Annotated in this window: 19 protein-coding genes and 1 tRNA gene; 5 read left to right on the top strand and 15 right to left on the bottom strand. The window is 39.2% G+C overall.

Annotated elements, in window-relative coordinates:
* Positions 1–115: 115 nt before the first annotated feature.
* The 8 genes from hypA to hypF all read right to left on the bottom strand — a co-directional run bounded on the left by hypA (position 116) and on the right by hypF (position 9,192).
* Positions 116–457 carry a hydrogenase maturation nickel metallochaperone HypA gene (hypA, locus tag AAZR93_RS11915; RefSeq protein ID WP_294106693.1) on the bottom strand — a complete coding sequence of 114 codons (342 nt, stop codon included), beginning with the start codon at positions 455–457 and terminating at the stop codon, positions 116–118.
* Positions 450–956: a hydrogenase-2 assembly chaperone gene (gene hybE / locus AAZR93_RS11910; protein WP_336430372.1), complete on the bottom strand. Its 507-nt coding sequence runs from the start codon at positions 954–956 to the stop codon at positions 450–452. Before hybE ends, hypA begins: the two co-directional genes overlap by 8 nt.
* Complete coding sequence (locus AAZR93_RS11905) at positions 949–1,443, bottom strand: HyaD/HybD family hydrogenase maturation endopeptidase (RefSeq protein ID WP_336430369.1); 495 nt, start codon at positions 1,441–1,443, stop codon at positions 949–951. The genes hybE and AAZR93_RS11905 overlap by 8 nt, the downstream gene beginning before the upstream one ends.
* Positions 1,443–3,146 carry a hydrogenase 2 large subunit gene (hybC, locus tag AAZR93_RS11900; protein ID WP_294106689.1) on the bottom strand — a complete coding sequence of 568 codons (1,704 nt, stop codon included), beginning with the start codon at positions 3,144–3,146 and terminating at the stop codon, positions 1,443–1,445. Before hybC ends, AAZR93_RS11905 begins: the two co-directional genes overlap by 1 nt.
* The gene (gene hybB / locus AAZR93_RS11895) at positions 3,143–4,330 is read right to left on the bottom strand and encodes a Ni/Fe-hydrogenase cytochrome b subunit (RefSeq protein WP_336430366.1); all 1,188 of its coding nucleotides are present in this window, start codon (positions 4,328–4,330) and stop codon (positions 3,143–3,145) included. The genes hybC and hybB overlap by 4 nt, the downstream gene beginning before the upstream one ends.
* Entirely contained in the window at positions 4,314–5,303 is a 990-nt protein-coding gene (hybA, locus tag AAZR93_RS11890; RefSeq protein WP_294106686.1) for a hydrogenase 2 operon protein HybA, read from the bottom strand. The genes hybB and hybA overlap by 17 nt, the downstream gene beginning before the upstream one ends.
* A gap of 2 nt (positions 5,304–5,305) precedes the next feature.
* Positions 5,306–6,424 carry a hydrogenase 2 small subunit gene (gene hybO, locus AAZR93_RS11885; RefSeq protein ID WP_294106684.1) on the bottom strand — a complete coding sequence of 373 codons (1,119 nt, stop codon included), beginning with the start codon at positions 6,422–6,424 and terminating at the stop codon, positions 5,306–5,308.
* Positions 6,425–6,912: 488 nt separating this feature from the next.
* Complete coding sequence (gene hypF, locus AAZR93_RS11880) at positions 6,913–9,192, bottom strand: carbamoyltransferase HypF (protein WP_434719922.1); 2,280 nt, start codon at positions 9,190–9,192, stop codon at positions 6,913–6,915.
* A 214-nt stretch (positions 9,193–9,406) separates the two neighbouring features.
* On the opposite strand from hypF, the gene AAZR93_RS11875 reads away from it, so the two are divergent.
* Both AAZR93_RS11875 and AAZR93_RS11870 read left to right on the top strand, forming a co-directional pair.
* Positions 9,407–9,568, top strand: coding sequence for a hypothetical protein (locus AAZR93_RS11875; protein ID WP_434719921.1), 162 nt, complete (start codon positions 9,407–9,409; stop codon positions 9,566–9,568).
* Positions 9,569–9,621: 53 nt separating this feature from the next.
* Complete coding sequence (locus tag AAZR93_RS11870) at positions 9,622–9,873, top strand: substrate-binding domain-containing protein (RefSeq protein ID WP_434719920.1); 252 nt, start codon at positions 9,622–9,624, stop codon at positions 9,871–9,873.
* Between the two features lie 157 nt (positions 9,874–10,030).
* Here the strand turns inward: AAZR93_RS11870 and AAZR93_RS11865 are convergent, their stop codons facing one another.
* The 6 genes from AAZR93_RS11865 to AAZR93_RS11840 form a co-directional block, all read right to left on the bottom strand.
* Positions 10,031–10,576 carry a fimbrial protein gene (locus AAZR93_RS11865; protein ID WP_336430359.1) on the bottom strand — a complete coding sequence of 182 codons (546 nt, stop codon included), beginning with the start codon at positions 10,574–10,576 and terminating at the stop codon, positions 10,031–10,033.
* Between the two features lie 17 nt (positions 10,577–10,593).
* Complete coding sequence (locus tag AAZR93_RS11860; RefSeq protein WP_434719919.1) at positions 10,594–11,628, bottom strand: fimbrial protein; 1,035 nt, start codon at positions 11,626–11,628, stop codon at positions 10,594–10,596.
* A gap of 19 nt (positions 11,629–11,647) precedes the next feature.
* Positions 11,648–14,158 carry a fimbria/pilus outer membrane usher protein gene (locus AAZR93_RS11855; RefSeq protein WP_434719918.1) on the bottom strand — a complete coding sequence of 837 codons (2,511 nt, stop codon included), beginning with the start codon at positions 14,156–14,158 and terminating at the stop codon, positions 11,648–11,650.
* Positions 14,159–14,191: 33 nt separating this feature from the next.
* Complete coding sequence (locus AAZR93_RS11850; protein ID WP_434719917.1) at positions 14,192–14,881, bottom strand: fimbrial biogenesis chaperone; 690 nt, start codon at positions 14,879–14,881, stop codon at positions 14,192–14,194.
* A gap of 57 nt (positions 14,882–14,938) precedes the next feature.
* Entirely contained in the window at positions 14,939–15,490 is a 552-nt protein-coding gene (locus tag AAZR93_RS11845; RefSeq protein WP_434719916.1) for a fimbrial protein, read from the bottom strand.
* Between the two features lie 1,373 nt (positions 15,491–16,863).
* A tRNA-Ile gene (locus AAZR93_RS11840) sits at positions 16,864–16,940 on the bottom strand.
* A 493-nt stretch (positions 16,941–17,433) separates the two neighbouring features.
* Between AAZR93_RS11840 and AAZR93_RS11835 the strand changes: the two genes are divergently transcribed.
* Positions 17,434–18,504 (top strand): NAD(P)H-dependent amine dehydrogenase family protein, encoded by a 1,071-nt coding sequence (locus tag AAZR93_RS11835; protein WP_434719915.1) that lies wholly within the window; start codon positions 17,434–17,436, stop codon positions 18,502–18,504.
* A 60-nt stretch (positions 18,505–18,564) separates the two neighbouring features.
* Here AAZR93_RS11835 and AAZR93_RS11830 read toward each other — a convergent pair whose 3' ends face one another.
* Positions 18,565–19,161: a GNAT family N-acetyltransferase gene (locus AAZR93_RS11830; RefSeq protein WP_434719914.1), complete on the bottom strand. Its 597-nt coding sequence runs from the start codon at positions 19,159–19,161 to the stop codon at positions 18,565–18,567.
* A 247-nt stretch (positions 19,162–19,408) separates the two neighbouring features.
* Between AAZR93_RS11830 and AAZR93_RS11825 the strand changes: the two genes are divergently transcribed.
* Together AAZR93_RS11825 and AAZR93_RS11820 are read left to right on the top strand one after the other, a co-directional pair.
* Entirely contained in the window at positions 19,409–21,430 is a 2,022-nt protein-coding gene (locus AAZR93_RS11825) for an FAD-dependent oxidoreductase (protein WP_434719913.1), read from the top strand.
* A 231-nt stretch (positions 21,431–21,661) separates the two neighbouring features.
* The gene (locus tag AAZR93_RS11820; RefSeq protein ID WP_434719912.1) at positions 21,662–22,111 is read left to right on the top strand and encodes a GNAT family N-acetyltransferase; all 450 of its coding nucleotides are present in this window, start codon (positions 21,662–21,664) and stop codon (positions 22,109–22,111) included.
* The last annotated feature ends 54 nt before the right edge of the window (positions 22,112–22,165 follow it).

Genomic DNA, 22,165 nt, shown 5'->3' with positions numbered 1-22,165 from the left:
CCAACTACGTTTTCTAAAATTAGAGTAGTCCAATATCAAAAAAAAGGGTTGATTAACCTCAAAATTAGGCTAGATAGTTTCACTAAGATAAACCTGAAATGCCATTGGCGCTGAACTACTCCACTTCGAGCTCTTTGATTTTTAAACTGTCTCCACCTTCCACTTTAAGGTTTAGACCTTGGCATTTAGGACAAACAGAATGGTGCTCACTAACTTCAACACTTTCACAGCAATCCCAACACCAAGCTTGCGCGGGTCGATAAATAATATGTAACTGACTTCCCTGTGCAACCGTACCGCGACACGCGATATCAAAACAGAAACGAAACGAACTTTCTTCGACACAAGAAAGCGTTCCAATTTCTAGCCACACCCCCGTGACCTTGCTCACGCCATGTTGTTTGGCTTGCTGCTCAATAATCTCAAGGGTGCTTTGGCACAGAGAAACTTCATGCATCACTATTTCTCATATGGCGGGTAAATAAGTCTCTACGTGCTGGTGAGGTTGGTATATTGGAGTCAACTATCGGTAATGACAGCAAGATACGGCGACAATCATCCACAAGATGAAGCCCTTGCTCTGCACTTAAAGTTCTATCCAACGGTGACATCAATGAACAAGCAAGGTATTGCGTGAGGCCTTCTAATTCCCCCACCGTATAGGTCATTTCTCCATAGGGTAGTATTAACCCTAATTTTTCACCTATAGCACGGTGAGGCCAATATTGGTTTGGCCCCGGCAAAATCATAGCACTAAGCATCCAAGGGGTTATGACAACGCCAACCCATTGATTTTCAAATAAAGCAAATTCACTCGCATAGATTCCCATTGTAGGATGAAGAAATGAAAGATCATGCATAGACTGCTTCGAGACTCGCTCAAATGCTGCTTGAACGAGTTCCTGAGGGTTATTTTCATAACCCTTGATTTCATTACTGCTAATTTCATCAGGCATGTAAACGCTCTTCTTTCGCTACAATGTCTAGACCTTCACTGCGTAGTATCTCAATCACTTTCTGTAATGCAGGTTCCAGCGCAGCTTGACCAATTGCAGTCAAACCAATACGTGGCTCCAACGAGTCAGGCACAATGCCGACTAACGATAATTTTTGTGGAAATTCATCAGTGAGATGTAATGCGGATAACACATCAGATAAACCAAGCTGATGAGGCGAAATCTTACGGGTAAAGAGTGCGGGAACTTCGGCGTCCCGCAACACTAAAATACTGCCGGGTTTCTGACTAGACAGCACCACATCGGCGATGATCAGATGGTCACGATCAGCCATGGGCCCAATGAGCTCCATGCCTGCCGTTCCGCCATCTAAAACTTCAACACATTCAGGTAAATGGTAACGCTGCTCAAGTGCTTCAACGATCCGAACACCGATCCCTTCATCACTGAGCAAAATGTTACCCACACCAAGGACTAAAATACGCATTACAGCACCTTAACCTTAGTCACTTCAGACCCTTCAGTATCGACAATATGTACAGCACAAGACATACATGGGTCGAATGAATGGATAGTTCTCACCACTTCAAGTGGTTTTGATGGATCGGCAATCGGTGTACCGACTAGCGCTTGTTCATAAGGACCCGGTTCATCATTAAAATTACGAGGGCCAGAATTCCATGTTGAAGGAACAACAGCTTGGTAGTTCTCAATAACACCGTCTTTAATCACCACCCAATGAGACAACAAGCCGCGCGGAACTTCACCAAAACCAACGCCTTTGATAGTCATATTTTCAGGGAAAACAGGTTTAACGAAAGTCGTGAAATCACCTTTACCAATATTATCCACCAGTGCTTGCCACTGAATTGATAACGTATCGTTTAAAACGCAACAACGCACACTACGACCAATAATACGGCCAAGGGTTGAATGAAGTTGGTCGATTTCAATGCTATTGCCCGTGAGCGTTTTATACAGATTAACCACATCATTAAAATGTTTTTCTGTCGGCTCATGCTTCGCTGCCAATTTACATAACAGGTCGGCTAATGGCCCCACTTCTACCGTTTTATCATAAAATGTCGGCGCTTTTACCCACGAGTATTTACCGTCTTCATCCCATCCGGTGTAATCTGGATTAGTCTTTCCTTCCCACGGTGCTAACGGCTCATCTTCTTTATACCAAGCGTGCTTACCACTTTCTTTAATACCGTTAATCAGATACTCATCCATGTGGCTAGTAATCGGACGATAAGTACTAAAATCACTATTTTCTAAATAGCCACCCGGTAATAAGAAGCTGCCATTTTTACCATCCATCGGTAATTCAGGCATACACATGTAGTTTTTCGCGCCTTGTCCGACTTCAAGCCATTCAGGATAACCCGATGCAATTACCGCAGCGTCAATCTTATAAACTTGCTCGATGAAATCGCCTAAACGGTCAATAAAGGATTTCACATACATCAAACGCTCAAGGTTTAATACCCCAATACCATCAAGATTAATTGGGTTCGCCACCCCACCTACCGCCAAGTTTTGAATGTGTGGCGTTTTTCCACCTAACAATGCAACGATACGGTTTGCATCGCGTTGGCATTCCAAAGCTTGTAAATAGTGAGCTACAGCGATTAAATTCACTTCCGGTGACAGTTTCATCGCTGGGTGTCCCCAGTAACCGTTGGCAAAAATACCTAATTGGCCACTGGCGACTAAACTTTTAATCTTTTCTTGTACGCGAGTAAATTCTTCAGGGCTATTAAGCGACCAAGTTGATACACCTTTTAATATATCCGCTGCTTTATTAGGGTCGGCTTTAAGCGCCGATGTAATATCCACCCAATCTAACGCTGATAATTGATAGAAATGTACAATATGATCTTGAATCGTATGTGCCGCTAGGATCATGTTACGGATATACTGCGCATTCACAGGCACATCAAGATTAAGTGCGTTTTCAATGGTACGCACTGAAACAATACCGTGCACCGTGGTACACACGCCACAAATGCGCTGCATAATCATCCAAGCATCGCGAGGATCTTTCCCTTTAACGATCTCTTCCATTCCGCGCCACATGGTGCCAGAAGCCCAAGCTTTAGTGACTTTTCCATCTTCAATTTCGCAATCAATGCGTAAGTGACCTTCGATACGAGTGACCGGATCAATTGTTATACGTTGGCTCATGCTTTACCTCGGGCCTGAGAAGGATTCAAATTAGATTTTTTTAATGCAGGGATAATTGGTAATAGACGTATTAGCAAGATATAGGCGCATATCTCGATAGCCACAAAACCAATTGAAATTAATAGTTCCGCTGCGGTTGGAAAGTACTCATAACCGCCACCTGGGTTGAACGCCACTAATGAATAGCTCATTCGCCACATTGCCGCACCGATCATCATGCTAAGACCGCTGATATACAGCCATCTGGAATCATTACGTAATGCAGGTAAACGGAAAATAATTAACGGAAAGACCAGCAATGCGATTTCAATCCAAAACATCATTGAATAAAAATCAAATGCCATAATGTAATGAATTTTTTGGTGATAAATCAGCTCGCCAAAACGACAAGCCAAAAACAGCACCAAAAACACTTGAAGGATCCGCGTTAAGCGGACAAACAATGGACGCTCATCAGCCCCTTGCCCTTTCAGTGCAGCTTGCATCAAAGAACCTTCAAAAATAAGTATTGAGAAGCCCATGATGAACGCAGTCAACAATGACAATAGCGGCAACATTTCATAACTTTGCCAAATAGGATGAACTTTATAACCTGCCGCAATCATTAATGAACCCATCGAGGATTGGTGCATCATCGGTAGCAAAGCACCAAACGCAATAATAATAAACATCACTTTATTGAGGCGTTTTAATGATACTTTCCAACCAAATCGTTCACACAGTGCAGGCGCAAATTCCAATGCCATGATACCGATGTAAATAGTCATACATACCGCAGTTTCAAATAGCACTGAATTAGTATTAAAGAATCCAGGAATATAAAAATAAGGCAGATTCCAATAACGGCCGACGTCAATCGCAATCGACAAGCCACCAAGGGAGTAACCAAATAAACTAGCCAGTAATGCAGGGCGCACTAACGGGTGATATTCACCTTTGTTGCACACATACACCGCCCAAGCTAACGCCCAACCGCCACAGGCAAAACCAGTTCCGATCAACAAGTCAAACGCAATCCAGATCCCCCAAGGATATCCACCGTTCAAATCTGACACAGAGCCCAGTCCAAAAACCAGCCGTTTAATGATGAAAAAGACACACAATAAAATAAATGGCCCAAAGACAATCACAGGCCAACTGACTAAACGCCCGCCAAGAGGCTGTTCTTTATGATGCGTCGTCATGATGATCGTCCTCTTCATTATCTTTTTTCTTAGTATTGCGATGCACCAAGAAACTTAAACCGGCTAATGCTGCCAATGGCAGAACCATCCCTTTGTACAACGTATGTTGGACATGCTCAGACCGCGCCCCTGTGGATAATTGCTCCAACTCAGGCAATCCAAGATGTTGATATGGCACGCCAGATAACACCATAACTTGTGTACCGCCCGCTTCATATTCACCATAAATATGAGATTCATATTTAGGCACAGCCATGACATTCGGGTCATTACTATTAAGCGTTTGGCGTGGATAGCCATATTGCTCACCCGCTTTTAGCGTCAAACGTTTTTGCGCCTCAGCGAGAAGTTCTTCGCGAGTACCAAAAATTACCGCACCAGTTGGACAAACTTCAACACAGCCCGGCAAGCCGCCTTTATCTAAACGTTCTACACCTTTTTGGTTACACAATTCACATTTGTGAATAGCACCAAATTTATCGTCATAAGCATATTTTGGAATATTGAACGGACAGCCCACCATGCAGTAGCGGCAACCCGTACAAATACTGGCATCATAATGAACAATACCGGTTTTAGGATCTTTTTTGAGCGCTGAAACTGGACAGACAGAAACACAGTTAGGGTCAACGCAATGCATACATTGTTTTTTAATGTAGGCATATCCGTCTTTTTCCTGATCTTTATTTACCCCTGTTCCACTGCTCCATACCTGAATAATATTATTGGTATAAGGTGTTAATTTATCGTTGTTAGACCACGTTTTTTCCCCAACAGGGTTCGGTACAGGATTGTTAATTTCCTGACATTTAGTCACGCAAGCCTGACAACCGACACACAAAGTCGAGTCGTATAACATACCGAGGGAATTAGGTATTGGTGGCCTGTTTTCTGCTCCAGCGCAATAGGCTGAAGTGCTGCCAGCCAACAACGCTCCCCCTGCCGATATTTTAAGGAAATTTCGTCTATTCACGGTTATTCCCCCCGTGAGTCTGTATCGTTATGACGTTTTTGACGCCCTAATTCACGTACAGCCATCACACTAACACCCGCAACTAATCCTACAACACCGCCAATTAAGCCCACTGCGGTCGCTGAAACATTGCCACCTTCACGAATATTCACATCGGGTTTATCAACACGCGGGGTTGGGTTTTCAACATTGGCGAGTTGGTGAATCGCTTTATGGAAACCGACATTTTCCTCATTACAGCCGTAACATGGATGCCCAATTGCTACTGGCCAAACACCACCAACATCGCAAAATTGCAAGGTTGAACAGTTACCGTAAGTTTCGGGTCCTTTACAACCTAAGTGATACAAACACCAGCCTTCACGGTGTCCATCATCACCAAATTCTTTAGCAAAACGGCCTGCATCAAAGTGTGGACGGCGCTCACAATGCTCATGAATCAAACGTCCATAGGCAAACATTGGACGATTTTTACTATCCAATTTTGGCGGACGATTATAGGTAATCAAATGCGCGACGGTGGCGAGGAAATTATGTGGATTCGGTGGGCATCCAGGAATGTTAATCACAGTTTTATCTTTTAATACTTCACTTAAACCTACCGCACCGGTTGGATTACTACCTGCGGCAGCAACGCCGCCCCATGAAGCACAAGAACCAATTGCAATAATTGCACCTGCATGTTCTGCGACTTCACGAATATGCTCAACAATTGGCTTACCTGCTACCATACAATAAATACCGTTATCTTTTAATGGGATAGAACCATCAACAACCAGTACGTATTTACCTTTGTATTTCTCAACTGCGTTATGTTTATTTTGTTCAACTTGCTCACCAAAAGCCGCCGATAATACCTCATGGTATTCAAGCGAAATGGTATCAAGAATTAAATTTTCGAGAGTTGGGTGAGTTGCACATAATAATGATTCTGTACAGCCAGTACATTCTTGAGCACCAATCCAAATAACCGGTGGACGCTCAGGATTACCCACTGATTCAGCGATTTGGGCAGCAGCCTTGCTACTTAATCCCATTGTTGCTGCTAGCGCTGTACATAATTTCATAAAATCACGGCGATTAATGCCATGAGGAGAAAAAATAGAGTTATCTCCAGCCATTCTTTTTTCCTATTATAGGTAACTTATTCGACATTGCCTGATGTATAAATATAAGAAGAGATCCTAGTCCTCTCTATTATTAATCACTTGATCTTTATCAACAGGAAATAAGATAGGCGTTATTTTTTATATGTTTTGCTAATAAAATCGATTCAGCATCAATGTACTATCTAATAGATATTAAATTAACAAAATAGAATTTATTATTCAGTATTGGGTTATTCATCGCAAAAATAAATCATTATAAATGCTTACTTATCAATTAAATAAATTAACTCGATCAATTTTGAAATTATAATTAAGCTAAATTAGCGTATTAATTAACCTGCAACCTTTAATTCAATAAATACAAAGTAAATAAGAATCAATATCAAAAAAAAATGAAACAAGAGTTATTCATTTGATTATTATCACTCCATCTTGTCTATACATATAAATGCAATTTTTTAATCCACTAATTTACGCTAATATTAGTTATATTCATTCCTCTATTTATTTTTTAATATTGCCGCCGCAATAGCAACCTGTCCTAATGCTAATCCACCATCTCCCATTGGTAATTGACGCGCATACATCACTTCCAGTGGCTGAAGTTTTTCAATTAATAAATTTCTGAATAATTGATTATGCATTACGCCTCCAGATAGAACGACACGTTTAATACCATGCTGATGAGCAGCTTGTTTCGCCAAACTTGCAAAACCTTCGGCTAATCCCACATGAAATGCATGCGCTTTGTCTATCGCAGGCGCTTGATAATCAATCCACTGATGCCAAAATGTTGCTAAATCAAGATATTGACCGATTAAAGGCAAAGTCACTGGGTGATGATTCCGTTGGCAATGAGAAGCCAATGCTTCAAGTTGGCAAGCTGCCTCCCCCTCCCAACTGATTTCTTTGGTACAAATACCTAATGTTGCCGCAACAGCATCAAATAACCGTCCCGCTGACGATGCAGTCGGTGCATTGATTCCACGCTCAATAGCTTTTTGTAATGCGACCCATGGGTGAGGCGATAACACAGTAGCAATATTTTCATTTTGCCAGTCAGGAACAAAACGCTGTAAATGTGCCAATAAATTACGCCAAGGCTGACGAGATGCCAGAGAACCACCGGGCATAGCAACTGGCGGTAAGCCACCTAGCCACTGACTACTTTTATAATCAACCAACAAACATTCACCACCCCAGAGGCGATTATCATCGCCATAACCTAATCCATCTAAGGCTAAACCGATAACAGGCTTTTCATCTAAGGGAATACCATGTTCAACCATAGCCGCCGCGATATGGGCATGATGATGTTGTACTTGAATAAACGGTATTTGAAGCTGTTCGGATAATTGTTTTGCGTACCGATGACTAACATAATTCGGGTGCATATCACCAACAATTATTGACGGCGTAAAGCGATAAATTGATTCAAATAATTTTATTGTTCGCTGATATTGTTGATAAATATCGATATCATCCAAATCACCGAAGTGTTGACTCAGCACTGCACTTTTATCTCGTAACAAGCAAAAAGTATTTTTGAGATCAGCTCCTAATCCTAGTATTGAAGGCGAATGTTCAAAACCTGCGGGTAAATCAATCGCATCTGGCACATAGCCCCGCGCGCGGCGCATCATTTCAGCCTGTCCATCATGATAGCGAACCAGTGAATCATCAGCACGCTGCACAATGTCACGATTATGCATTAGCCACACATCCGCAATATTGACTAAATCTGCTAATGCCTCTTCATTGGTTAATACCGGTGGTTTTCCCGATGCATTTCCTGAAGTCATCACAAGCGGGCGATCAACTACTGCCATCAATAAATGTTGTAGTGGGTTCGCGGGCAACATAATGCCAAGCTCTTGCAGCCCGGGTGCAATATCATCATTCAAAACACCTTCAAAACGATGTTTAATCAAAACAATTGGCGATGCCGCACTTTGCAATAGAGCGCGTAAGCCATCACTAACATCAATACCTTGTTTTGCCAACCATGCCAATGATGGGATCATTACTGCAAATGGCTTCGTTGGCCGATGTTTACGCAAACGTAATTGTTTTATCGCCTGATCATTCGTGGCATCACAAGCTAGATGAAAGCCACCCAGTCCTTTTATTGCAACAATATTTCCTTGTAACAACTGTGCTACTGCCTGCTCTAATGCATTATTTTTAATAGCGAGAATATGACCTGTTTTATCACAAAGCTGAATTTCAGGACCACAAACAGGGCAGGCATTTGGTTGTGCATGAAAGCGCCTATCGGCAGGTGATTCATACTCTTGTAAACACTCAGGGCACAGAGGAAAATCAGCCATGGCGGTATTGGGCCTATCATAAGGCATCTGACGGATAATAGTAAAACGAGGGCCACAATGAGTACAATTGGTAAATGGATAACCAAATCGGCGGTTTTCAGACTCAAATAATTCACGTCGACAAGACTCACAAGTAGCCGCATCGGGGATCACTTGCGTATCCATTCGACCCGCGCCGCTATGTCGAATCGAAAATTTGTCAGGGAGTTCAGTCCATTCAAAAGGTTGCGGTTGAATACTTTCAATATGAGCTAACGGTGGGCAATATTGATATAGCAATTGCGTAAACTCGGCAATATCAGCACTAGCAAGTAACCGTACCAGTACGCCTTCCCCATCATTGCACACATCCCCATTGAGATGACACTGATGCGCAAGCTGCCACACATAAGGCCGAAACCCAACCCCCTGTACTTTGCCTTTAATCCTAATTTGTATCCCGTTTTTCACTCGTGCACCCTCTTAATACCTAAGTTATTATTTTAGGCGCTAATCAAAGGTATTACCCGCTATCGAGATCAAAAAAGGGGAAGATAGGTAGTAAAGTTCAGAAAAGACTCAGCAAATAAATATTGAGATGATAAAACCTATTTTATGATTCAATATCATATATTCAGCTCTATAGTGTTATATAATATTTTATACAACACTATAGGGTATTCTAATGAAAACAAATTTTAAACAAACAACACAAAACTTATTGGCACTATTACTGTTTTCTTGTGCTATATCCGCACATGCTGACCGCGAATTTACCGACCAATTAGGTCGCCAAATCACTGTGCCAGACATCCTAATATTGCCGACAACATACGCCATAGAATAAGGCATTTAGTCGGTGGTCACAGCAATGATAATATCAAAATACCCGTAGGTAATATGGCATCTAAATGGATTGTAACGACTGGTAAAGCAGATATTTTTATTGGCTATCAACATTATAAAAAGCGGATTGAACAAGAACAAGGTTTGTCGGTAATCGATATACCTGCTGATTTTAATGTTACCGCCACTTATACGATGGCATTATTAAATAAATCAGCCAATGCATTTATGTCATACCTAACCCATAGCAGAAAATATATTTTTGGCGCATGGATTTATGAGGCTAACTACTCAAATTTTCGATAAAAATAAAAATTAATAAACTTATTATCGGTGTAAGTACGACTTACAGAAATAGCTTCATGCTTTATATTTTTATTAATAACTTTATTATTATCAATCTTTATCTTACCCATAAAATAACAATGTATATCAATTCTCTACCGTTGAGATTGATTTAGTATCATTCATAGGTAAATGTAAAATCTACCTTACCGTTAGCACTACCCTCAGTAACAAACTCATTGCTGTAACGTATATAACGAGCAAAAAAAGGAAAAAGATAAGTTTCATCCTTTTCTACATACGTTGTCATGAGTACTTTCTGCCCAATAATCACTGGATTTTCATTTTGATCCAGAATCTGAATTCCCGCACCTTTTGATACCGATGCATCTTGTGTCAACATCAAAATATCATTATTCCCAATAACGACTTGCCCATCAAAACGGATAGATACATTTAGGTTTGGATCACAATCTTTTAGTTCAATGGAAAAAGGAACTGGCGCTGTTGTACTACCAGTATATGGAAAAACCAGACGACTGTTATACTGTTCACCTTCACCTGTCAGTGCAATTTTATTTGTATAACTACTTATTTTGCAGGTTCCTTCTTTAATATTACCTTGTAAATTAATCCTAACTGAACTATCGGCACTCACTGGGTTGTTTACCAGAGAAGCCGTGAATATTATAAAAAATAATGTAGATAACTTTTTATTATTCATCCTCTTCTCCTACTGTTTTATTGATATGAAAACGTCAGCGTGACAGAGGCATTTACATCACCCGGCGCCACCGCCTCATCCGTCTTCAAATATTTAAATTGTAAAGCGATTGGCACTGCTTGATTATCAGCCGTCGTTACCTGCCCAACTGGAAACTGGTTTAGAGTTCCTTTATCTGCACTTTTGGGACCTAAAGACTGACGTTGATTATTATAAAAAACCTGATAGGCCACACCTTTTGCTGTGGTCGTTGCAGTAGGAGATGATAATGAAATAACGTTACTTTCATTGGCGGTATTATTATTGTCGCTGATAGTAACAAACGGGATAACATCTTTATCGCAGCTTAAATTTAACGTTGCTGTATTACCAGGTTCAATGTTTTGTCCAATCGCCAGTCCGGAAAAATCTTGACGAGTTAATGTCCCCATCTGTAGTGTCTGATCACCCGTCTGTATACGACAGGAGCGGGCATTAATGGTCATTACCACCGCAGCAGTACGAATAGTTGCCGTTTCTATCAGGGCTTTATTATTATAACATTTCACTTTGGCTATATCCTGTGCCGGTAGTGTAAATTTACCTGCATTGAGTACTCCTGGAAGCCGAATATAAGCAAGTCGGATATTAGCCCCTGGTTGTGGGTAACTAGGAAGGCCGCCAGGGAAAGGGAATACTTGCGTTTCCCCAGATGCCAAAAGCGGTGTCCAGCTTCCGGATGCTCCGCCATCTTTCCCCCCCATAATCCAGCCAATCCCGGTCTGAGTCGTATTAAAAACATCATATGATACCGATTCAAAAATAGTGTTATATCCACTAGCTGCCTGAACTGCAGATATTGTCTCTAAATCTATTCCAGGACCGTATGAACAAAACATAGACTGATTTTTTTGTATATCCCACCTTCCCGTGAGTGAACCTCCGATATTTACTGAGTTCTCGGGTGCAGAGTAAACAATCGGTTGAATATCAAGCAATAAATCATAAGCTGCGGCTGAAGACACGGAGGAATAGCACATAGATATAAACAGAACTGAGATATTCGTTTTCATTATTTTCTCCATAATAGTATTACAGGCATTCTGCATTTATCTGTTTAACTGGTTTATTGTTTTGTATCTCAGGGAGCACATACTTAGCACGGCACTGCTGATTGCCATCCGTACCCCACTTCACCTGTAATTCCCCAGATTCTGGCATACCGCTCATATACACAATCCCATTATCCCCAACAATCCCAGTAATATTGGAATAAGTATCAGTATTATCAGTAACTAATACTGCCATCGAACCAAACGGAATTTTTTGTTCCTTATTGTTCAATGTGATTAATACTCTGACACCTTTTCTAATATCAAAATCGGCCAATACAACAGCACCCTTTGTTGGAATAACTGTTTTGCTATTTCCTATTATTTCTATTTCATCATTCAGAGTGTCGACATTCAACGCAATATCATTACGTGAATATGGTGATATGTATGGAATTACAGCATAGCCACGCCAGTCAGTTGACACGCCAGTCAGATTTTTCACTTTGATATTATCTGCACCTGGAGCTCTGACCACAGCCAGTGTTTCACCAAATGGTTGGGATAATGTGATACCGTATGGATGAGCAACTACCCCCCCCTGAAGACCATAATTAATTCGCTGATAATGTGAGGAATAACCGTAACCGGCATTAATATTGCCATAAGCACCTCGGTAAGCGATATCCGCATTTCCGCTAGCTCCCTGACCTTTGGTGGCATAACTTTGACTTACATTATAATTTAACTGATTATTTTCGAGCGCATTTCCGCTAAAACCTGCCTGGAAGTTATTTCGTCCTTCACGAGAAAAACTCATATTTGAGGTCAGATAACTGTTGCTGTCTGGATACCAGTTAGATAGCGGAATATTCACGCTAAATGCTAGTTGATGATCTGTTTCCGAGTATGGCATTTTATTATAGTTATAATTCAAGCTATAAGAGATGTTGCTGACACTTATGTTATAGCCCACGCTGAAATTGCTCTCAGTTCCAGAACGCCCCCAGTAATCCTGCTGATAAGCACTAAAATAAAGACTGCCAAAATTATCCAAAGATTGGTTTAAGTTTGCTTGTAAACGGGAGCGTCTATTGTACTGAATCTGATTATTGTTATTTGCTTCACTAAAGGTATAAAACTCTTTAGTTGAATAACGGTAACCAGCCAGCGTCAGCAATGTTCCGCTTTCAGTCATACTCTTAGAATATTGAAAACGATAGGACTGGCCACTATTTTTATCTTTCTGATCTTTATAGCGAGTAACAGCATGAGTCACGTCAGCTGAAACCGCGCCAATCTCTCCTAAACTGAGCCCAAGACCAGCCGAGACGGAATTATACTTCTTCGAAAAAAGTTGCCCGCCATAAATCGTAATATCATATGGCAAACCGTACATTGCAGTTGTCTGAATAAACTCTGGACGATGAGTATTCGTATTATTTCTTAGATTATATTTACCGCTACTGACGGAATATTTCAGACTCCCCTCTCGCTGCATAACAGCCAACGAAGAAAATGGCACGACAAATGTCCGTTTATTGCCGTTAGCCTCTTCGACTGTCACATCCAGATTTCCACTGTAAGACGTCGGATATAAATCATTAATTTCAAATGCGCCTGGTGGAACATATGTTTGATAAATAACATTATTATTTTGTCGGATAGTCACTTGTGCATTGCTATTAGCAATGCCTCGAACAACAGGAGCAAATCCTTTCAGACTATCAGGCAGCATTCCCTCATCAGATTCTAATAAAATACCTGTATAAGCAAAACTATCGAAAATATTACCAGAGCTGTTCACTTCACCGACAGAAAATTGTGATTTAACCGATATAATCTGATGACTCATATAAGTTTGAATACTATTCCATTTTCTATCATAGTTATTTCGATTGTATGTGGAATAATTTCGTAACCGCCATCCAAATAAATTAATGCCACTGCGCAGGTTAAGAAACTGATCACTAGTATGTTCTTTCTTATCATAATCTTGCTGTGCTTCTGACCCGGTAAAATTGTAATTCAGCATGGCAGTAGGGATCCCTTGATCCCATAACTCGGGGCTGATACTACCCCGTGCATTTTTATTTATATAAATCTGAGGAATACTAATATCCAACCGTTGAAGCGAGAAATTAAATTTACTATCCGCATTAGGAATAATACGATTGATTACAACAGCTTCATCATCCGGTAGTGAAACAGCTCCAGTTTCCTTTGTTAAATCCACGCCCCACTCAGTAAGTTGTTTTTTCAAAAATACTGGATAAATTGAGTTATCAGATTTATTCAACATAAAGGAAACGGAGGCACGCTCCACGGGTTGTCCATTGATGTAAATATCAATAATATAACTACCAGGGCGCTGACCGCTAGGATGAGAAAAGACTTCAAGATCTTCAATATTGGCAACAGGTTGCCCCTCTCCGTAGCTCAATGCCTGAGGATCAAAGTAGTCAGCAGCTAAAACATATTTAGCCGAAATAATGGGTGACATGACCGAAATGATACAATATAAATATATTTTATTTTTACTGTATTGCATTATTATAACCCTGCCTTATTAAACCAAATCAAATTAATTGACTAGATTTTCAGTTACACCACCATAACTGTTAATTGCACTCCAGCTTATTTTCCTAGTCGTCGTATTATCTGGGATAATAAAATTAATTAGGCTTTCAGGTGCAATCATCCCTGGTTTATCAATTTCATGACTACCTACAGCCAATTTTGCCAAGGTCACATAATAAGGTGTCGGGTTTTTCACTGTCAGTTGATTTCCAGAAATAGAAAATGTCAGATTTTTGAATGCCATATCAAACGCATCCTGCGATAAACCATCAGGAGTATAAAATAACTTAATACGAGTATTGATAGATATTGACAATGTATCTTTCGCACTCGGATTGGAAGAAGGAATTGCTTTCACATTCAACCAAAAAACAGACTGTTTATTTTTCGGTAAGCTTCCTCTGTCTTCCATATAAATAATTCGTAATGTATTAGATTGTTTTGCATCCAGGCGAAAAAGCGGTGGAGTGGTAATAAAAAGGGGATTATTTTCAGGTGCGTCAGAATTTTCACTGCCGACCCAGGACTGAATCAAATAAGGTTGATCATCAGGATTGTTAACGGTTAGCGTCGCATCTTTTTTATTTGCGTGATAAATAACACGGGTAGACTCAAGAACCACACTAGCCTGTGCAACCTGTACAACACCCAAAATAATTAACATCAGTAAGGTAATTTTTATTCTATTTAACATACTACACCTTGTATAATAATAGCTGAGTCCCATTTGATAGAGAGCTCAGCTCAAACCTTATAAATAATTTATATTAAATGTTGCTGTTGCGGTGATTTTGTCTGCCTGCAGAGGACCACTGTTCTGAATACGTTTAAAAGAGGCATAAATCTTAGCGCTGCCTACATCATTAGTTAACGTTACGGGAACCATTGTTGATGCAGGAACGATTTGTGATGCATGAGCATCATCTTTAAATAAAGCGATACCAATATCAGAAGTCGAAATCGGGTTAGCGCCAGTTACCTTATAGGTAAGACCATCCGATGTGGTATTGGCAGCCACAAATTCCAAATTGATATCTTTATTTTGCACAGGGCAATCCGTTAATGAAATATTAACCATTTTGCTGGTGGTCAAATCCCCAACATTTGCCAGTGCTTTTATGTTATAGATCCCCAAATTAATTTCGCTATTATTCGGACCATTATCAATTTGGATATCACACGTTGTCGCAATAAACTCACCAGTAAAATTAATAGTCCCATCGGCGGAAAAACCCGAGGCGGATAACATCAGCAGTGATACTGCTGTAGGTATACAAAATAATTTACATTTTATTAATGACATAGCAGTCTCTCTAATATTTGTTTTACATGAAATATTAATACTCGATTATTGAGTACAACGAATGTGTACTGTGTAATAGTAGTAGTTAGTTTTTATTTAGCAATATATGGTGAAGTGCTATCTATATAAATAAATAAAGTATGATATTAATCAATTATAAATTAAGAAAAATCCGAATAAATTAACAGATATTAAAAACAATAGATAAAAAAACAACAGGTAATAAATATTTTAAACAAAAAGCATATACAACATTTATTCAGTTATTATAGTAATATGTATTGCTTTTAATCAAAAAAATAGATGCAAAATCCATTTCTGAAAACTTAATTTAGTCATATAAAGATAGTTAGTATGCTCCCCTAAAAATAACTCAAGAAAATATAAGGGGTAAGTAAAAAAATTAAATAATAAGTGGCTTAATAAACTCTTAAGCATAATAGCCCTATTGTTATTATGGTAAATAATATAACTATTGGTCTTTACATCATAAATTACAGGATGAGAACCTTGTGGGATGTGCGAAGGTTTCATTTGGATACCGAAAGCCATCATATGCTTAAATTCCATTTTTTGCATTTAATATCAATCAACTACAAGACAAAAACAATGCAAAGTGAAAGTTGCCATATCCATGGATATCATACTGACACAGCACTGCCACATAAAATATAAATAATTTGAGTTTTAATAGTAAAAAGTATAGCTTTAAAAATTCAATAATTATGTAGGCATAATAAATAATAATAGAATATCTAAAAAAGATAATTTAACTTAAACTAAAATATTAAGAATTAGTAATAATACTTATTTGGGGTTCCTTGCATTGTCTTTATGCCTAAAATATAGCAACCAATCAAAGTATCATCAGATTCTCTCTATATTATCTTTATATTTCTAACACTAGCTTTTTATGCTCTCTTTTAATTTGAGTTAAAATTCAATCCCTATCCATAATTTTATTTTCTCTTAAAATAAAATTTACAATTTGACTAAGCCCCACATTGGCACTTAATCATCGCCCCCTAAATAACACTATAGTGACCAAAGGATTCAATATCAATTTTAATACCTAGATATAGATGTATATATATCAGACCACCAAAATCATGCCAATTTCGCTTTCTTAATAGTTAAGAACTTCTTTGGATGTTTTTACGCTTTTACCTTTATTATCATAGAAACATGACCTAACTATATGATACCAATTATGATACTAAATATAGTTAACTTATCTGAGAAATCCGTTAGGTTTTCCTAAGAAACAAACTTAATATAAAAAACTCTATTCTGTTTTGTCGCCATTGGCTTTTAGATACAAAAAAACCACTTCTTTCAAAGTGGCTTAATGCGCTGATTTAACAGCTAAAATTTGGTGGCCCCTGCTGGACTTGAACCAGCGACCAATCGATTATGAGTCGACTGCTCTAACCAACTGAGCTAAGGGGCCAAAGTGGGAGCGATTATACGTGCAGTTTTATCCTAGGTCTAGTGTTTCAGAACTGTATGGCGATTTTGTGTGCAAAATCATGGCTGGACTTATAATTCAACGCGATACCATTGATCGTAACTATAGTTTTTAACTAAATTATCTTCCTTTACTAAAACTCATCATACTTGCCCATAATACTCAGCCGCTCACGCTTTTATATTCATCACTAACTTATCTGCAACTATTCACATTGCAGATCACAGCATACAAAGATAGTTCAAAGTACCTAGGTCAACCTGTGACCTAGGCTGCTGAATCCAATAAGCACTCGTGTAACTATGAATACATCGAATTGATACCTAATTAATTCAAAGGGCATATTGGTCACACCAAAAATCACAGGAAACTATGCAGCTTTGATAATTAAACAATAATGACACCTATGAAAATTGAAGTATAAAGGTATCTAGTTATATAATTTATAAGCAATTTACATCGAGGATAACATACCATGAAAAAAATACGTGCGGTTCAATATGGTTGTGGAAAAATGGGGAAATTCCTTATTCGTTACCTACAAGAACATGGTGCTGAGGTGGTGGCAGCTTTTGATATCAATGAAGCCGTTATAGGCAAAGATATTGGCGAAATCGCAGGAACAGCGCCAACGGGTGTTAAAATACAATCATTACAAGAGGCAGATAAAGCACTTGCAACGTTAAAGCCCGATGTCGGTATTATTGCAACACTCAGTACAATGGCAGATTTAGAAGAAGCGTTTTCTTTATTTGCACGCCATGGTGTCAATGCTATTTCAACAGGTGAAGAAGCCCTATATCCTTGGAACTCATCTCCTGAAATCACCCAAAAACTCGATAAATTAGCAAAACAAAATAACTGTACACTAGCTGGTAGTGGCTATCCTGATATGTTTTGGGGAGTCTTAATCGACACCTTAGCAGGATCAATGCATAAACTAGTTAAAATCAAAGGATCTAGCTGCTATAACGTCGAAGATTATGGTATCGCATTAGCAATAGGCCACGGTGCAGGTCTGAGTGTGGATGATTTTAATGCACAAATTGGTAACTACAACGACTTACCTTATGCGGTTATCTCTCAAAAAATTGAGAGTGGAGAGTATGCCCCACCTTATATGTGGACACAAAATGGTTGGCTATGTAGTCGCCTTGGTCTCACTATTACTAACCAAACCCAACGTTGTATTCCACAAATTGCGCTACAAGATATCTATTCTGACACATTAAAAATGACAGTAAAAAAAGGTGATGTTCTTGGCTTATCTGCCGTCGTAATTACTGAAACAGCAGAGGGCGTCACCCTTGAAACTGAATGTATAGGAAAAATTTTAACGGCTGATGAATGTGATAAAAATAGCTGGCAGCTCATTGGTGAGCCAGATACTTCCATTGAAGTGAATAATCCAGCTACAGTAGAGCTTACCTGTGCAAATTTGGTGAACCGTATACCTGCGCTGATTAATAGCCCTTCAGGCTATACAACAACAGAGAAAATGCCGAATAACGTCTATATGACTAAACCGATGCACGAATATTTATAAACTTATCTAGCCCACAATTTAGTGGGCTATTTTATTTGAATATGATGACTAACATAGCGATTAACGTGGTTTTGCCATTTGCCATGTGAGATGACGCTTCACTGCCGCCCATTCAGAGTCGATGATGCTATAAATACAAGTATCTCGCAGCTCTCCAGTACGTGTAAAAGCATGCCGCCTTAATATACCATCCAATTTTGCCCCTAAGCGTTCAATCGCTGTACGACTTTGGTGATTTAAAAAGTTAGTCCGAAATTCAACTGCAACACAATCTAACTCTTCAAAGGCATATTGTAATAACAAGTATTTTGCCTCTGTATTAATCGGTGATCGCTGCACTTCAACGCCATACCATGTTCCGCCAATCTCAACTCGTCTGATGCCCTTTTCGATACGAAAAAAACCGGTCATTCCAACCGCTTTTTCCGTTCTTTTATCAATAACAACCAGAGGTAGCATCTCTTTATTATGAAAACGCTCAAGACGACTATCAACATCAATAGCAATATTTTCAGGTTCAGGCACCGAGGTATACCATAATTTATGTAGGCCATCTCTTTGGATCATTTCTGCAAATGCACGATCATATTGATGAGATAACAATTCCAGCCGGACATGCTCGCCTTCTAAGATTACTGCTTGGCAAATCTCTTTCATGGTATATTCCTGAATGAAAAAATGTGATTTGTGTTGAAATCTAATGGCTTATTACGTTTTTCATTAGTTTTAAACTGTTTTGATGACATTAATTTGAAACGCATACCAGTATTTAGACTTAATCGAGTATTTTCAACAAAACATATGATAAAAATCACAAATTATTAACATTATTCTTAATTCATCACCCTATTAGGCTAAAGTTAACTCATCTGACCTGTTACTAGAGCCCCTAATGGGAGCAATTATGAGCAATTTTAAACATTTATTTACCCCACTAAATTTGGGGCATACGGTACTGAAGAATCGGATTCTAATGGGCTCTATGCACACGGGGCTTGAAGAACATCCTCAAGGTAGTGAGCGGCTTGCCCATTTTTACCGCTTACGTGCTGAAAATGGTGTTAGCCTCATCATCACTGGGGGAATTGCCCCTAATAAAGAAGGCGCACTCACCGCCCATAGTGCTATTTTGAATGATGAAATGCAGCTCCCATTTCATCAAGAAATAACCCAAGCCGTACATCAAGCAGACGGTAAGATAGCGCTACAGATCTTACATGCTGGCCGTTATGGTTTACATCCCTCCTTAGTTGCACCAAGTGCTATTCAGGCTGAAATTAACCCTTTTGTGCCTAAAGCACTTTCTAGTGATGAGATAACCCAAACTATTTGTGATTTTGTCACCACGGCTAAACTCGCTAAACAAGCAGGCTATGATGGTGTTGAAATTATGGGTTCTGAGGGATACTTCATTAACCAATTTATCACTGAGCGCACTAATCATAGAACGGATGAATGGGGTGGGAGTTATACCAATCGAATACGCTTACCTTTAGAAATCGTAACGCAAATTCGCCAAGCTGTTGGTGAAAACTTCATCATTATTTATCGTCTTTCTATGCTGGATTTAGTAGAAGGAGGATCAACTTGGGAAGAGATTGAATATCTTGCTAAACAAATAGAAAAAGCGGGCGCTAGTATGATCAATACGGGTATTGGTTGGCATGAAGCACGAGTGCCGACCATTGCAACCCAAGTACCTCGCAGTGCATTTAGCTGGGTGACTGAAAAACTAATGGGTAAAGTGTCCATCCCATTAATTACCACCAATCGCATTAACGACCCTTTCGTTGCCGAGCAAATTATTGCTGATGGTCAAGCCGATATGGTCTCAATGGCACGCCCTTTTCTAGCTGATGAAGCTTTTGTACGCAAAGCAGCAGAAAATAGAGCAGATGAAATTAATACCTGTATTGGCTGTAACCAAGCTTGCCTCGACCAAATATTTAATGGAAAACTCGCCAGTTGCCTAGTGAATCCACAAGCGGTTAGAGAAATTGACTATCCGAATGAAAAAGCAAACCTAGCAAAATCCGTTGCCATTGTCGGTGCAGGCCCTGCGGGTCTTTCTTGCGCTATTTATGCAGCTAAACGTGGGCACAAAGTCACGCTATTTGAAAAATCTAACCAAATTGGTGGACAATTTAATCTTGCCAAACAAATTCCAGGCAAAGAAGAGTTTCACGAAACTATCCGTTATTTTTGCCGCCAGCTAGAAATACTCAAAGTTGATGTCCACCTTGAACACGAAGTGAATGCTGCGAGCCTACTGGGTTTTGATGAAGTCATTATTGCGACTGGTGTTATGCCTCGCGCCATCAAACTTGACGGCATCGAGCACCCTAAAGTCATGACCTATATTGATGTTCTCGCTAAACAACACCCCGTTGGCAACAATGTGGCAATTATAGGTGCAGGTGGAATTGGCTTTGATATCGCCGAATTGCTGACTCAAAAAGGACAAAGTAGCAGTTTAGATACTCAACTATTTAATCAAGAGTGGAATATTGATACCAATATTAGTGCCACTGGCGGTATATTTCCCCCCAAAAAAGAACGCGAGAGCTCAGCTCGCCACCTTTATTTATTACAGCGTAAAAATACCAAAGTTGGCGCAGGTCTTGGAAAAACAACAGGATGGGTTCATCGTCTATCATTAATGAAACGCGGCGTTCAAATGCTCAATGCCGTTGAATATATGCGAGTTGATGATGAAGGTTTACATATTCGCCATCAAGATAAAATACAGTGCCTACCCGTTGATAATGTCATTCTTTGTACAGGGCAAGAGCCTTATCGGCCATTGAAAGATCAACTCGCCAAACGCGGTATTAATGCATATGTGATTGGTGGTGCAGATGTCGCAGCTGAGCTTGATGCACGCAGAGCAATAGAACAAGGCATGCAAATAGCTTATCAGCTCTGACATGTTTACCTATTGCTACGCATAGTTATTAGCGATGCAGATAAAGAAACTGTACTTGTGAAGGTTTCAACTTGACTTAAAGTTAACTTGAAGTTGTATCATTGCAGCCTGTAGAGATTTAATCGTTCGAATAGATTTTGAAGATAGTGCAAAATGATTTGTGTTGCTTCTAATTTAGATTGTCGATTCTCTTAATTTATTATGTCCAATGCTTTTGAGAATAGTAATTATATGATTAATATAAAGGGCATAAATCAAGGCAATTTATTTGATGTGTGTGAATTAACATCTAATTCAGATGGCGTTGCCACTGTACTAGAAGACTATATCTGTTGTAATGCAACATCAATTGCAGAAGCGAGTTACTTCCCAAACTTTCACCCTAAGTCATTATATTATAACGATACTTTAATCGGCTTTTTTATGTATAAAACAGATATTAACAATCTAAAAGAAGTTATGCTTTGTAGATATATGCTTGATTATAAATTTATTGGAAGAGGTTTAGGGAAAAAATCATTTAATGCGATACTAAATTTTTTTAGTTCAGAAGGAATTAAATCAGTCACACTAGGGCTTGATGAAAAAAATATAGTAGCAAAAAATTTATATCAGTCATTTGGTTTTGAATTCACAGGAAAAATTGTGGATACCGAAAATATTTATCATTTAGCTTTATAGCTCAATATAAACCCCTATTGAAAATGATGAGAGTACCAATAAATTACACAAAAC

Source organism: Providencia sp. Je.9.19 (genome assembly GCF_051129765.1).
GTDB lineage: Bacteria > Pseudomonadota > Gammaproteobacteria > Enterobacterales > Enterobacteriaceae > Providencia.
Note: the sequence above shows the minus strand (reverse complement) of the source record. Positions and strands in the feature narration are given on the sequence as shown.